The 13,550-nt window shown below is 68.7% G+C and carries 15 protein-coding genes; 4 read left to right on the top strand and 11 right to left on the bottom strand.

What is annotated here, in order from left to right:
* Positions 1 to 26 precede the first annotated feature (26 nt).
* Positions 27 to 524 (top strand): CinA family protein, encoded by a 498-nt coding sequence (locus ACSFA8_RS08360; protein ID WP_435479022.1) that lies wholly within the window; start codon positions 27 to 29, stop codon positions 522 to 524.
* 48 nt (positions 525 to 572) lie between these two features.
* The gene (locus ACSFA8_RS08355) at positions 573 to 1,016 is read left to right on the top strand and encodes an acyl-CoA thioesterase (RefSeq protein ID WP_435479021.1); all 444 of its coding nucleotides are present in this window, start codon (positions 573 to 575) and stop codon (positions 1,014 to 1,016) included.
* Positions 1,017 to 1,023: 7 nt separating this feature from the next.
* Here ACSFA8_RS08355 and fahA read toward each other — a convergent pair whose 3' ends face one another.
* Both fahA and hmgA read right to left on the bottom strand, forming a co-directional pair.
* Positions 1,024 to 2,295, bottom strand: a complete 1,272-nt coding sequence (fahA, locus tag ACSFA8_RS08350; RefSeq protein WP_435479020.1) for a fumarylacetoacetase — start codon at positions 2,293 to 2,295, stop codon at positions 1,024 to 1,026.
* Positions 2,292 to 3,581, bottom strand: a complete 1,290-nt coding sequence (gene hmgA / locus ACSFA8_RS08345) for a homogentisate 1,2-dioxygenase (RefSeq protein ID WP_435479019.1) — start codon at positions 3,579 to 3,581, stop codon at positions 2,292 to 2,294. Before hmgA ends, fahA begins: the two co-directional genes overlap by 4 nt.
* Before the next feature lie 90 nt (positions 3,582 to 3,671).
* Here hmgA and ACSFA8_RS08340 point away from each other — a divergent pair, with 90 nt between their 5' ends.
* Positions 3,672 to 4,442 (top strand): IclR family transcriptional regulator, encoded by a 771-nt coding sequence (locus ACSFA8_RS08340; protein ID WP_435479018.1) that lies wholly within the window; start codon positions 3,672 to 3,674, stop codon positions 4,440 to 4,442.
* A 4-nt stretch (positions 4,443 to 4,446) separates the two neighbouring features.
* Here the strand turns inward: ACSFA8_RS08340 and ACSFA8_RS08335 are convergent, their stop codons facing one another.
* The 9 genes from ACSFA8_RS08335 to ACSFA8_RS08295 form a co-directional block, all read right to left on the bottom strand.
* A complete protein-coding gene (locus tag ACSFA8_RS08335; RefSeq protein ID WP_435479017.1) occupies positions 4,447 to 4,668 on the bottom strand; it encodes a hypothetical protein in 222 nt (73 codons plus the stop codon).
* Between the two features lie 17 nt (positions 4,669 to 4,685).
* Positions 4,686 to 6,170 carry a DUF1501 domain-containing protein gene (locus ACSFA8_RS08330; protein WP_435479016.1) on the bottom strand — a complete coding sequence of 495 codons (1,485 nt, stop codon included), beginning with the start codon at positions 6,168 to 6,170 and terminating at the stop codon, positions 4,686 to 4,688.
* An 8-nt stretch (positions 6,171 to 6,178) separates the two neighbouring features.
* Entirely contained in the window at positions 6,179 to 8,011 is a 1,833-nt protein-coding gene (locus tag ACSFA8_RS08325) for a DUF1800 domain-containing protein (RefSeq protein ID WP_435479015.1), read from the bottom strand.
* A gap of 175 nt (positions 8,012 to 8,186) precedes the next feature.
* Positions 8,187 to 9,011, bottom strand: a complete 825-nt coding sequence (gene pyrF / locus ACSFA8_RS08320) for an orotidine-5'-phosphate decarboxylase (RefSeq protein WP_435479014.1) — start codon at positions 9,009 to 9,011, stop codon at positions 8,187 to 8,189.
* A 31-nt stretch (positions 9,012 to 9,042) separates the two neighbouring features.
* Positions 9,043 to 9,804 (bottom strand): uracil-DNA glycosylase, encoded by a 762-nt coding sequence (locus ACSFA8_RS08315; protein WP_435479013.1) that lies wholly within the window; start codon positions 9,802 to 9,804, stop codon positions 9,043 to 9,045.
* Positions 9,801 to 10,322, bottom strand: a complete 522-nt coding sequence (rimI, locus tag ACSFA8_RS08310) for a ribosomal protein S18-alanine N-acetyltransferase (RefSeq protein ID WP_435479012.1) — start codon at positions 10,320 to 10,322, stop codon at positions 9,801 to 9,803. The genes ACSFA8_RS08315 and rimI overlap by 4 nt, the downstream gene beginning before the upstream one ends.
* On the bottom strand, positions 10,319 to 11,071 hold the full coding sequence (gene tsaB, locus ACSFA8_RS08305; protein WP_435479011.1) for a tRNA (adenosine(37)-N6)-threonylcarbamoyltransferase complex dimerization subunit type 1 TsaB: 753 nt from the start codon (positions 11,069 to 11,071) through the stop codon (positions 10,319 to 10,321). The genes rimI and tsaB overlap by 4 nt, the downstream gene beginning before the upstream one ends.
* Positions 11,064 to 12,098, bottom strand: a complete 1,035-nt coding sequence (locus ACSFA8_RS08300) for a DMT family transporter (RefSeq protein WP_435479010.1) — start codon at positions 12,096 to 12,098, stop codon at positions 11,064 to 11,066. Before ACSFA8_RS08300 ends, tsaB begins: the two co-directional genes overlap by 8 nt.
* Positions 12,099 to 12,116: 18 nt before the next feature.
* Complete coding sequence (locus ACSFA8_RS08295) at positions 12,117 to 12,884, bottom strand: DeoR/GlpR family DNA-binding transcription regulator (RefSeq protein WP_435479009.1); 768 nt, start codon at positions 12,882 to 12,884, stop codon at positions 12,117 to 12,119.
* Between the two features lie 80 nt (positions 12,885 to 12,964).
* Between ACSFA8_RS08295 and ACSFA8_RS08290 the strand changes: the two genes are divergently transcribed.
* On the top strand, positions 12,965 to 13,546 hold the full coding sequence (locus tag ACSFA8_RS08290; protein ID WP_286540106.1) for an NUDIX hydrolase: 582 nt from the start codon (positions 12,965 to 12,967) through the stop codon (positions 13,544 to 13,546).
* Positions 13,547 to 13,550: the final 4 nt, after the last annotated feature.

The raw sequence follows: 13,550 nt of genomic DNA, 5'->3' as shown, positions 1-13,550 counted from the left end.
GTGCGTCCGCAGCTGACGGGGCCGGCGTGGCGCCGCTGGCCGAATTGGCCGCCCGTATCGGCGCGGCACTGCGCGAACGCGGCCAGACTGTGGCGGTTGCGGAATCTTCGGCCGGCGGCCTGGTATCGGCGGCGCTGCTTGCGGTGCCTGGCGCATCGGCTTTTTTCCTCGGCGGCGCGGTCGTGTACTCGCGGCGGGCCGGCAAGGCGCTGCTCGGGCTGACGGCCGCCGATGTGGCCGGGATGCGCGGGGAAACCGAACCCTTTGCCAGACTCATCGCGGGCCGGATCCGCGACACCCATCGTGCCACCTGGGGACTCGGCGAGACGGGCGCAGCCGGCCCTTCCGGCAGCCCCTATGGCGACGCACCGGGTCACCTGTGCATTGCCGTCGCCGGTGCGGTCACCGCAAGCCGGACGATCGAAACCGGCGATGCGAACCGCGCCCTGAACATGAACCTGTTCGCACGGCAGTTGCTCTCGCTGTTCGACGAGATGCTGCAGGCGCAAGATTCGTCGCAATGAGCGGGCGCCGGGCGGCAATAATCTGTCACCCACCGCACAAAGGCCCTCATGCCGTCCATCACGCTTCGCTTTCTGGCCAATCCCAACACCGTCAACTTCGGCGGCAAGGTGCATGGCGGCACCGTCATGAAGTGGATCGACGAGGCCGGCTATGCCTGCGCGACCAGCTGGGCCAAGCGCTATTGCGTGACCGCCTTCATCGGCAGCATCCGCTTTCACCACCCCATCATGATCGGCGACCTGGTCGAAGTGGAAGCGCGGCTCGCCTACACCGGCAACACCAGCATGAACATCTCGGTCGAGGTACGCAGCGGCGACATGAAGGGCGGTGAAATGGCCAAGACCACGGAGTGCCTGGTGGTGTTCGTGTCGGTGGACTCGCACGGCCGGCCGATGCCGGTGGAGGCGTTTTCGCCCGGCACGCCGGGCGAAATGGCGTTGGCAGAGCGGGCCAAGACCCACCTCGAGGCGGCCCGCGCGGCCGGGGCCTGACCGAGGCTCAGGGCACAACCGTTCCGCTCACCTCGCCCAGGCCGATCCGCACCGCGCCTTCGCGTTCGCAGTAGCCACGCAGGATGAGCGTGTCGCCGTCTTCCAGGAAGGTGCGGCGTTCACCGTTGGGCAGCGTGATCGGCTGCTTGCCACCCAGCGTGAGTTCCAGCAGCGAGCCGGCCTGATCGGGTTCGGGCCCCGACAGCGTGCCCGACCCCAGCAGGTCGCCGGGCTGCAGGTTGCAGCCATTCACCGTGTGGTGCGTGACCAGCTGCGCTGCGGTCCAGTAAGCGGCCTCGGTGGTATTGCCGCGCGTGAGGCGCGCCGGAGCTTCGCCGGTCTCGCGCATCTTCGCGGTCTGCAGCCACACCTCGAGCGTGATGGCGAGCCCGCCGGCCTGGCGGTTGGCCGCACTGTCGAGGTAGGGCAATGGCTGGGGGTCACCGGCCGGCCGCTCGAACGCGACCGCGCGGAACGGCGCCAGCGCCTCCATCGTCACCAGCCAGGGCGACAGCGTGGTCGCGAAGTTCTTCGCCAGAAACGGGCCGAGCGGCTGGTATTCCCAGGCCTGCAGGTCGCGCGCCGACCAGTCGTTGAGCAGGGTCACACCGAACAGGTGCTGCTCCGCCTCGCCGATGGCGATCGGCTCGCCGAGCGCATTGCCCTGGCCGACGAAGAAGCCGAGTTCGAGTTCGTAGTCGAGCCGCTTCGACGGGCCGAAGCTGGGCACTTCCGCATCTGGCGCCCGGGTCTGCCCCTGCGGCCGCCGGAAGCGCTGGCCGCTCACGCCGATCGACGAGGCGCGGCCGTGGTAGCCGATCGGCACCCACTTGTAGTTGGGCATCAGAGGCTGGTCGGGCCGGAACAGCTTGCCGACCGTGGTGGCGTGGTGGATGCCGGTGTAGAAGTCGGTGTAGTCGGCGATGCGGCAGGGGATCGTCATCTCGACTGCCGCCTGCGCATAGAGCGCGAGTTCCCAGCCCGACTGCTTCGGGCTGCCTTCGCGCAGGCCCGCGGACAGTGCGGCACGCAACTCGGCACGCTCGGCGAGCGACGCACCCATGAGCCGGTTCATGTCGGCATGGTCGACCAGCTTCGCGGCCGCCAGATCCAGCACCCGGTCGCCGATCGCGACGCCGATGCGGAAAGCCTCGTCGGTGCCCGCCGGCCTGAAGCGGCCGAACGGCAGGTTCTGGAGCGGGAAGTCGCAGCCCGCTTCGTTGGCCGATGGCACCCAGCTGCGCAGCGCCGGATCGTGGGTTTCGTTGAGCAGGTTCATGGCTTGTATTGGTCTTGAAGGCCGGCCCAGCAGTCGGCGTAGTCGGGGTCGAGCGCCGGGCTTTGCAGCGCCCAGGCGGTGGGGAGGAAACGGTAGCGGCTCTCGAACATGAAGGCCAGCGTGTTGTCGAGCTTCTGCGGTTTCAGGTCGGCCTCGATGGCCTTCGTGAAAGCCTCTTCGTCGGGGCCGTGCGGCACCATGCAGTTGTGCAGCGAGGCGCCGCCGGGCTTGAAGCCGCCCGGCTTGGCGTCGTACTCGCCGTACACCAGGCCCATGAACTCGCTCATGAGGTTGCGGTGGTACCAGGGCGGACGGAAGGTGTCTTCCATCACCAGCCAGCGCGGCGGGAAGATCACGAAGTCGCAGTTGGCGGTGCCGGGCGTGTCGCTCGGCGAGGTGAGCACCGTGAAGATCGACGGATCCGGGTGGTCGAAGCTGATCGAGCCGATGGTCATGAAGTTCGCGGTGTCGTACTTCACCGGCGCGAGGTTGCCATGCCACGCCACCACGTTGAACGGCGACTGCCGGGTCGGCGCGCTCCAGAAGCGGCCGCCGGCTTTCTTGACGAGTTCGTAGCCGCCCTCTTCCTGTTCGAACGCGGCCACCGGCGCGAGGAAGTCGCGCGCGTTGGCCAGGCCGTTGGAGCCGATCGGGCCGAGCTCAGGCAGGCGGAACTGCGCGCCGTAGTTTTCGCAGACGTAGCCGCGCGAAATGCCGTCGGGCAGGCCGACCTTGAACACCACGCCGCGCGGCACCAGCGCGATCTCGCCCGGCTTGACCTCGAGCACGCCCATCTCGGTCGTGAGCACGATGCGGCCCTGCTGCGGCACCAGCAGCATTTCACCGTCGGCGTTGACGAAGGCGCGGCGCACCATCGAGCGGCCCGCCAGGTACACCAGCGCACCGATGCCGGTTTGCGCTTCGCAGTCGCCATTGGCCGCGAGCGTGTGCATGCCGTCGACGAAGTCCGCATCGGCCGCGCCGTCCAGCGGCACCGGCTGCCAGCGCAGCGGCTCGGGCGGCAGCGCGATGCTGCGGTCGCCGCCGGTTTGCCAGCGCGTTTGCGCATACGGCCGGTAGCGCCCCGACACCACCGATGGCTGGCGCCGGTACAGCCACGAGCGCCGGTTCTCGTGGCGCGGCGCCGTGAAGGCGGTGCCCGAGATCAGTTCGGGGTACAGGTCGAGCGGTGCGCGCTGCGGACTGTTGCGGCCCTGCGGCAATGCGCCGGGCACAGCCTCGCTCGCGTATTCGTTGCCAAAGCCGCTCTGGCAGGGGATGGTCATCTGGAATGTCTCCGCGAAAACAGAGCTGGATGGTAATGCGTTCATCTGCTATTGTCTAATGCATTCTTTTTAGACGAATATCAAAACACCATGGCATCCGGCATCGATCGCGGGCAGCGCGGCATCCAGAGCATCGAGGTCGGGGGCGAGTTGCTGCGCGCGCTGGTGCACACCGGCCGGCCGATGCCGCTGAAGGATCTGGCACGCGACGCCGGGATGACGGCCGCCAAGGCGCATCCCTACATGGTGAGCTTCGGCCGGCTCGGGCTGATCGAGCAGGACGACGCCACCGGCCACTACGCGCTCGGGCCGCTGGCACTGCAGCTGGGACTGATCGGCCTGCAGCAGGCCAACCCGGTCCAGATCGCGACACCGCTGATCGATGCGCTGGCCCGGCAGGTCGGCCATACGGTGGCGCTGGCGGTGTGGGGCGACCGCGGCGCCACCATCGTGCGCATTGCGGAGTCGGCCGCGCCGGTGCATGTGAGCCTGCGGCATGGCACGGTGTTTTCGTTGGCCGGCACGGCGTCGGGCCGACTGTTCGGCGCCTACCTCGACCCGCTGGAGGTAAAGCGCCTGCTGGCGGACGAGCGCGAGCACAGCGCGCCGTCCTGGAAGGATTTCGAAGTGCTGCTGCGCGAGGTGCGTGCGCACGGCATCAGCCGCTCCGAGGGCGAGATCGTGCCGGGCGTGAGCGCCATGGCGGCGCCGGTGTTCGACCACACCGGCCGGATCGTGCTGGCCGTCACCGCGATCGGGCCGGCCGGGATCTTCGACACGGCATGGGACGGTGCGCTGGCTGATGCGCTCAGGGCCTGCGGCGACGCGGTGTCGCAGCGGCTTGGCGCAGCGCGGCGTTAGGCCCTCAGCCCTTGCGGCCGCCGACGAACAGCAGCGCGCCGCCCACCACGATCGCCGCGACGCCAGCCCACACCGGCAGGTTGATCGTCTCCTTTTCCTTCACCGACAGCTCGAGCGGGCCGATCTTGGCCTGATGCGTTTCCTTGGTGAAGCTGAAGCTGCCGAGCGCCAGCGCGGCGATGCCGGCGACGATCAGCACGATGCCGACAAGGCGGGTTGCGTTCATGGGATGTTCTCCGGAGTTCAAGCCGGCATCATGAACCCTACATCCTTCGGATAGTTGTACGTGGTGCCGTTGACCACCAGGCTGCCGCCGAAATTCTTGAGGTTCGGCAGGATGCCGGGCAGGTCGGCATCCGGCACGCCGAACCACTTGGCCAGCGTCGCGCCGTACTGGTCGACCGAGGTGGTGGGGATCAGCCGGCCCTGGCCCACGTGGCCCTCGTAGCCCGCGGAGGTCGACGTGTTGTCGATGCTCACCACCTGCGGCGAGCCGTAGATCGCCTTGCCCTTGACCGCGCCGCCGACCACGAAATGGTGGCTGCCCCAGCCGTGGTCGGAACCGTCGCCGTTGGACGCCAGCGTGCGGCCGAAGTCGGAGGCGGTGAAGGCAGTGACCTTGTCGCCCATGCCTTCGAGTGCCATCTGCCTGTGGAACGCGGCCATCGCGTCGCTGAGCTGCTTCATCAGGCCGGGTTGGTTGGCGATCAGGTTGTCGTGCAGGTCGAAGCCGCCCATCGACACGAAGAAGACCTGGCGCTTGCTGCCGAGCGTGCTGCGGCCGCGGATCAGCCGGGCCACCATCGCGAGTTGGTTGCCGAGGCCGGTGGTCGGGAAGGTGCCGGCCGGATAGGCCGACTGGATCGCGGTGGTGACCGAGCCCTCGGCTTCGACGGCGCGCTTCGTAACCTTGTTGTATTCGTTTTCGAGCTTGTGGCCGCGCGCCTGCTGCGTGAGCAGCTGCATCGCGCTCTTGACGGTGGACGAGCCAAGGAGACTGGCGCTGCTGGCGCTGCTCACGCTGCCGATGCGCACCGCGCCGCCGGTGCTGACCTGGTACTGCAGCGCACTGTCGCCCGAGAGGAACACGGCATTGCCCGACACCGACATGCAGGTGAACAGCGAGTTGCTGTTCTGGTTCAGCACCAGATCGCCGATGTTGCCACCCCACCCGATGGTGGAGCCTTCGGGCGAGGACGACTGCCAGGTCGACTGCTGGTCGTTGTGCGAGAACAGCTTGGGCGGCTGCGGGTAGAGCTTCTTGTTGCTGTTGTTGTAGAGCGCGCGGCTCAGCGGCACCACCAGCGGGCCGACGTTGAGCTGCACCGCGACATTGCCCTCGGTGTTGAACAGCCCGGCCAGCTGTGTCATTTGCGGATGCAGTGCGTATTGCCGGCCGCCGGCCAGCGGCACCGTCGGGCTCAGCAGCGTGGCGGCGAGCGCCGCATCCTTCGCGATGGCCACGCCGCCGGAGGCCTGGGGCACGCGGATGGTGCTGTACTTGTTGTAGCTGTCGTCGTCGTAGGTGATGACGGTGTTCGCGTAGTCGTTGCCGCCGAACAGGAACACGCAGACCAGCGCCTTGTAGTCGGTGGCGGACTGGGCTGCGGCCTCGCTCATCGCCGACAGGTTGAGTGCGAACGGCATCGCGGTACCCGCCATCGCGAGCGCGCTCGAGCGTTGCAGGAAGGCGCGCCGGGTGTGGCCCTTGGGATCGATCAGATGCATGGGGCGCCCTATTTCTGGATCAGGTATTCGGGGGAAGCCATCACCATCAGAACCGCCGCGTAGATGCGGTTGAGTTTGACGGCATCGGTGCTGGCGGCGGTGACGGCCGGCGCGGCGAGCGCATCGGTGATCGTCTTCTGCGTCGCGGCCGACAGCTGGTTGGCGCACATCATCAGGTTGAGCCGGCGCACCAGCGCGCCCGCATCGGTGACCAGCGTCTTTTCGGTCGCGTAGCTCGCGATCACGTCCTTGCTGTCGTAGCCGTTGGCCAGCACGCCCTGCAGGTGGTTGAGGTAGCCGCCCACGCTGGTCTCGTTGACCAGCTGGAACTCGGGCGCCGATTTGCCTTCGCTCGCCAGCACGGTCGATGGCGGCACATAGCCGGGCCGGAAGAAGTTGAACACCGAGGGCGAGCGCAGCGGACTCTGGCCGAGCCGGTTCGCTGCATCCGAGGTGTTGCCGATCTTCCAGGTGTCCTTGGTCGATGCGATGCCGAAAGTGCGGCCCCATTGCACCAGGCGCAGCATCGGCTCGCGCAAACGGCCGAAGTCGGGGCTGGCGAGCCCATCCGGGCTGCGCGCCTCGTTGTCGAGCAGCACTGCCGCGAGCACGCTCTTCATGTCGCCGCGCACACCGGCACCGTTGTCGGCAAAAATCGCCGAGACGCGCGACACATAGCCCGCGCTCGGGTTGCTGGTCACGAGCCGCTGGATCAGCTGCTTGCCGATGAACGGCCCGACGTTGGGGTGGTTGAACAGCGTATCGAGCGCGGTCTTGAGGGCCGCCGTGCCCTCGGTGTTGGCCGCCACGGTGGCGCCGAGAAACTTGGCTTCCAGCATCGAGTGGCGCGAGGCGGTCAGCACCATCGGCCGCTGCGTCCACTGGTTGCTTTCGATCGTGTAGGTCTGGCCCGGCACGGGGAAGCCAGTGCGCTCGGCGGTCTTGATGTCGAGGTCGTAACCGGTGAACACGCGGGCAAGATTGGTGACGTCGTCCTGGGTGTAGCTGTCGAGCGGCGTGCCGTCAGCAGCCGTCTTGACGGTGCCGTCGGCATTGAGCTGGTACAGGCCCAGCGTCATAAGCTGCATCACCTCGCGCCCGTAGTTCTCGTCGGGCTGGCGGCCCTGCGCGTTTTCCTTCTGGTTGCCGCGCGTGTTGAGGTAGTAGCCCATCGCCGGGTTCAGCGTCACGTCTTCCAGCAGCTTGCGGAAGTTGCCGGTGACGCCGGCCACCAGCATGTCCCAGTACTGGGCCATCATGTAGTCGGGCCAGTTCGAGCCGATGTCGTTGGCCGACACCACGAAGATCTCGGTGAAGGCCAGCGCCATGCGCTTGCGAAAGCCGTCCGGCGCCGTCATGAGCTGGTTCCAGATCATGTCGTCGGTGTAGACGGTGTTGTAGGGCTTGCTGCTGAGCCATTCCCAGCCGGTCTGGGTTTTCGCCCGGTCGACCTGCTCGCCGAGCCACGCCAGGTAGCCCTTGGTGCGCACGGCGGCGATGTCGGCCTCGCTGGCCGAGAACTGCGCCTGCAGCAGGAAGCGCGCCGCCTCGTCGTCGGTCTTGGCCGTGGTGTAGAGGTAGCCCTGTGCCGTCGGCGTGGTGCCGAGGGCGGTCAGCGACCCGGCATTGGTGGTCGTCGCGCCACTGGCACCGAGGCCAATGAACGCGCCGCTGCCTCCGCCGCCGCCCCCGCCACCGCAGGCAGCCAGCGCGGCCGACGCGGCCAGCGCGGCAGCCAGCGAAAGAGGGGGATGCCGGCCCGCCGGCGTGGCATCGGCTTCAGGCAGCGCGCGCACTGCATCCAACGCTGGCGCAGCAGCGATTTCTTGTTCTTCAACCATCAGGTTCTCGCTCCTCGGCGCTCCGGCGCCTACCAACACGAGGCAAATGCCATGCCCGGCTGGGATCAGACGCTAAGGCCTGAAAGGAACGTCTGTAGGACAACTAGCGTAATTAAATGTGACTTTTTACGTCACTTTGATACAACTCGAGCTTGCGTCTGACAGGAAATGTCGTTTATGAACGCGCGGCCTGGAGCATCTCGCGCGTGCCGAGAGCCACGCGCCGCGCGGCTTCGGCGAAGTCGTCACCCGACGAGGCGTAGCAGATCGCCCGCGACGAGTTGACGACGATCGGCGCATCGCTGCGCCACCCCGCGCGCACCGTGGCGACCGCGTCCCCCCCCTGCGCGCCGACGCCCGGGATCAGCAGCGGTACGGTGGGTGCGAGCGCCCGTACCCGTTCGATCTCGGCCGGGTAGGTGGCGCCGACCACGAGCCCGAGCTGGCCGTTCAGGTTCCAGGGGCCCTGCGCCAGCCGCGCAACGTGCTCATACAAAAAAGGTTCTCCTTCCAGCCCCGCCAACCGCTGCCCCTGCAGATCGGCGCCGCCCGGATTGCTGGTTCGGCACAGCAGGAAAGCGCCCTTGTCGGCGTGTCGCAGGTACGGTTCCACCGAATCGAAGCCCATGAACGGCGACAGCGTGACCGCATCGGCACCGTAGCGCTCGAAAGCCTCGATCGCGTACTGCTCGGCGGTCGAGCCGATGTCGCCGCGCTTGGCGTCCAGGATCACCGGCACGTGCGGCGCGTTGCGGCGCAGGTGCTCCATGAGCTGCTCAAGCTGGCCTTCCGCGCGGTGCGCGGCAAAGTAGGCGATCTGCGGCTTGAAGGCAATGGCGAGGTCGGCCGTGGCATCGACGATGCGTGCACAGAAGTCGTAGATACGGCTGGCATCGCCCTTGAGCCCGGCCGGGAAACGGCTCGGTTCCGGATCGAGGCCGACGCAGAGCATGGAAGCGTTCTGCTGCTCGGCGGCGCGCAGCTTGAGGAGGAAGGTCATGGGGCCGGATTTTAGATTCCGGCCCGCTGCGTCAGCCGAGCTGCGCGGCCGCCAGGCAGAGGTCGGCCCAGGCCCGCGCCTTGTCGGCAGGGTTGCGCAGCAGATAGGCCGGGTGATAGGTGGCCACCACCTGCACCCCGGGCAGCGTCGCGATTTCGGTGACCCGGCCGCGCAGCTTGCCGAGCGGCTCGGCGCGCTGCAGCAGGCTTTGCGCCGCGAGCGGGCCCAGCGCGAGCACCAGCCGCGGCGCCACGGCGGCGCTGTGTGCCGCAAAGCTCTGGTCGAACGGGCGCAGGCCGGTGGTCGATGCGGCCGCGCCACGGTGCGTGCGCATCAGGTGCACCGGCACCGCGCCGCTGTGCAGTTGCAGCGCACGCAGCATGTTGTCGAGCAGCCGGCCGGCGTCTCCCGCGAACGGATCGCCATGGCGGCCGTCGGCTTCGGGCGGCATGTCGGCCACGATCAGCCAGCCGCCCTGCGCCGCGCCGCCACCGTAGAGGCGCTGCGGCGGCTCGACCAGCACGACGGCATCGCCGGCAGCGGGCGCCGGGCGTGCCACGGGCGCTGCTGCACCCACCGCCGGCCGCGCCGCCACGGGCGGCCGCACCGGGGCTTCGGGCCGCACCGGAGCTTCAGCCTGCACATCAGATCGGTTTGGGCCAGCCTCCCGGTCTGCGGCAGCAGCCGCCTTTTCGACAGCGACCGGCGGGGACGGCTCGGCCGGCCACCAGACCTTGACGCCCATCTCGTCGAGCATCGCGCGTTGCCGCGCGTCCAGCGCGAGGGTGCTCATTTCAGTGCCCCCCAGGCGCTTGTCGATTCATTGAGGCGCAGGCTCATGACGATCGCGTCTTCGCGCCGGCCGTCGTGCGCCGGGTAATAGCCTTTGCGCAAGCCGACGCGGCGAAAGCCCTGGCGTTCGTAGACCTCGAGCGCGCGCGCGTTGCTGGCGCGCACTTCCAGCCACAGCCACTGGGCGCCTTGCCCGCGCGACCAGCCCCCCAGCGCTTCAAGCAACAGCGGCGCCCAGCCCTGGCGCTGGAATGCGGGCGCCACGGTGAGGTTGAGCAGGTGCACTTCGTCGACCCCCTTCATGGCGACGAAATAGCCGATCAGGGTTTCGTCGCCGCCGCGCGCCGCAGGGCCGCCCACCAGGAGCTGGCAGTGGTAGCCCGCGTGCAGCGAGTCGATGAAGTTGGCGCGCGTCCAGGGGTGGCTGTAGGCGGTCTGCTCGACCGCGCACACCGGCACCAGCCGCTCGATGGTGAGGGGCTCCAGGCGGGCTTCCAGCGGTTGCAGAACGGCGCTCATGTCGAAGGTGCCACCGAGGCGTGGGCAGCGGATTCGCGGCGAATGCGCAGGCGTTCCTCGGTGGTCTGCGCCACTTTATCGCGAACATAGAGCGGCCAGGCTTCGGCCGGCGCCACCGTGCGGCCGGCCGCGATCATGCCGGGCGCCAGCCGCAGCAGTGCAGCGGCCGTAGGCAGCACCGCGTGGCGTGCCGGGCCGGACGGCAGGCGCTCGCCATAAGCCTGGAACGCATTGCCGGCCATCACCCAGCCCGCGGGCACCTGCACTTCTTCGGGCGCCAGCAGCCGCGGCGCGCTGTCTGCTGGCGCATCGGCATCGGCATCGGCATCGGCATCGGCATCGGCATCGGCATCGGCATCGAAGTCATAGCTCGCCGCATAGACCTGATCCATGCGCGCGTCGAGCAAAGCCAGCACGCGCCGCGCGCCGAAGCGCTCGCGCGCCTCTTCGGCCACGGCATGCAGCGTATCGATTGGCAGCAGGCGCACGCCCGCGCCGAACCCGAGGCCCTGGGCCACCGAGCAGGCCGTGCGAAGGCCGGTGAAGGAGCCCGGGCCGCGGCCGAACGCGATGGCATCGAGCTGCTGCAGGGTGAGGCCAGCCTCGGCCAGCAGCTGCAGCACGATCGGAATGAGCGTGGTGGACGACTGCGCGCCGCCCGCGCCGCTGTGCATCCACAGCGCGTCGCCATGCTGCACCGCCACCGACAGGTGCTCGGTGCTGGTGTCGAAGGCCAGCAACTTATGCATCGAATCGGCCTGCAACGCCCGCCACACGGGCGGGAGGCGCTGTCTTTTCAGGCGCGATCGGGCGCACGCGCTGCACGCCGAACAGGATGCCCGCCGTCACCAGCAGCAGCCCGGCCAGCAGGCTCCAGTGCAACGGCTCGCCCAGAAAGATCACGGCGCCAAAGGCCGACAGCCCCGGCACCAGCGCGGTGATCATGGTGGAGCGCACCGGGCCGAAGTACTGGATCATCCGGGTGAAGGTGATGCCCGAGATCACCACCGAGCCGACACCCTGGAACATCATCTGGAACGCTACCTCGCCCCACGGCGCGGTGCCGATGTGGCTGGTGACCCAGCCGGCCGCCGCCAGCACGGCATAGGCCGGCACGAAACTCAGGAACGCGAACACCGTGATCGCGATGGTGGCGCGCACCGCCTCGAGCCCGTGGCGCCGCACCACCACGCTATAGCAGGCCCAGCAGAAGGCGGCGCTCATGAAGAGCAGGTCGCCCTTCCAGATCTCGCCCCCCTCGAACGCGTGCAGCAGGCTGCGCCCGCCGACCACCAGGTCGCCGGCGACGATCAGCGCGAGCCCGGCCGCCCGCTTGGGCGTGATGCGGTCGTGCAGCACCACGGCCGCGAGCAGCGTGGTCCAGAGCGGCAGGCTGCCGGGCAGTAGCACCGACGCATGCGCGGCCGGGGCATAGAAGAAGCCGGTGTACGCGAGCAGCGCATAGCCAAGGCCGCCGGTCGCGCCGGCCAGCGCGGTCACGCGCAACCCGAGCGGCGACAGGCCGAACAGTGACCCGACCGGGGCTCCACCAGTCCCGCCGGCTTGCGCGCGGCGCGCCTGCATCACCAGCCAGGCGCCCCACGGCGCCAGCACCAGGCTGGCGCCGGACATGCGGGCGAAGGCGAGGTCGAGCGGCGTCAGCGAGCGCCCGGCCGATGCGCGCGCGATCACGATGAAGGCCGTCCAGACCAGCACCGTGACGACAGCGGCGCCGATGCCGATGGCACGCGGCGAGAAACGGGGGGCAACGGGCATCGAGGGATTATCGAGCGCTCAGGCCACATCGTCGGCGCACACCACATGAGCCCCCGTCTTACGCAAGGCTGTCAGCGGCTTCGGCGGCGCCGATGCCGCCACCAGCAGCGTGACCGACGCGCCGAGCGGCTGGATGACGCAGGCCGACGCCGCGCCGATCTTCTCGGACGACGCCAGCACCACGGTTTCGGCGGCCGCAGCCATCAGGGCGCGCTTGATGTGCGCCTCTTCGAGGTCGGCCGTGGTCAGGCCGGCTTCGGCCTGCACGCCGGTCACGCCCATGAAGAAGGTGTCGGCGCGGATGCGCGCAATGGCCTCTATGGCCGCCGCGCCCACGGCCACCACCGAATGCTTGAACAGCCGGCCGCCGATCAGCACCACCTCGACGCCGGCGTGGCCGACGAGTTCGAGCGCGACCGAGGGACTGTGCGTGACCACCGTGGCGCGCAGCGCGGCCGGCAGGTGCCGTGCCATCTGCACGGCCGTGGTCCCGCCGTCGATGAAAACGACCTGCCCCGGCCGCACCATGCGCGCCGCCGCGCGGCCGATCGCGAGCTTGTCGCCGGTGGCCAGTTGCTGGCGGCCGGCAAAGTCGGCCTCGGCCGGCGCCAGCGGCAGCGCGCCGCCGTGCACGCGCTGCAGCAGGCCTTCGGCCGCCAGCTCGCGCAGGTCGCGCCGGATCGTGTCTTCCGAGAGGCCGAGCGCTTCGCTGAGCGTCTTGGCGACCACCTGTCCGTCGCGCTGCAAGGTCGTGAGGAGGTGTTGTTTGCGTTGACGGGTCAGCATGGCCCGATGGTAGCGGGCCGATGCGCCATTTGCACGTTTTATCTTGATATTGCACGAATTTGCACGTACGATCCGCGCCTATGAACTTGCACGAACGCGTTCGGGTGCACGAAGTCACCCTCCTGTCCGACAGCTGGTATGTGCTGAAGAAGACCGCCTTCGACTGGCGCCGCAACGACGGCCGGTGGCAACGCATGGAGCGCGAAACCTACGACCGCGGCAATGGCGCCACCTTGCTGCCCTACGACCTGGCGCGCCGCACCGTGCTGCTGACGCGGCAGTTCCGCTACCCGGCCTTCGTCAACGGCGGCGCCGGGATGCTGATCGAGGCCGCGGCCGGGCTGCTCGACGATGCGGCGCCCGAAGCGCGCATCCGTGCCGAGGTCGAGGAAGAGCTCGGCTATCGCCTCGGCAGCGTCCAGAAGGTGTTCGAGTGCTTCATGAGCCCCGGCTCGGTGACGGAGAAGCTGCATTTTTTCGTCGCCCCCTACGACGCGTCGATGCGCCTGCACGATGGCGGCGGCCTGGCCGACGAGGGCGAGGACATCGAGGTGCTCGAACCGACGATCGACGAGGCGCTCGCGATGGTGGCGGACGGCCGCATCGCCGATGCGAAGACCGTGATGCTGCTGTATCACGCGCAGCTTCACCTGTTCCGGTAGCCGG

The sequence above is a fragment of the Variovorax nitratireducens genome (genome assembly GCF_051216545.1).
Lineage (GTDB): Bacteria > Pseudomonadota > Gammaproteobacteria > Burkholderiales > Burkholderiaceae_C > Variovorax.
Note: the sequence above shows the minus strand (reverse complement) of the source record. Positions and strands in the feature narration are given on the sequence as shown.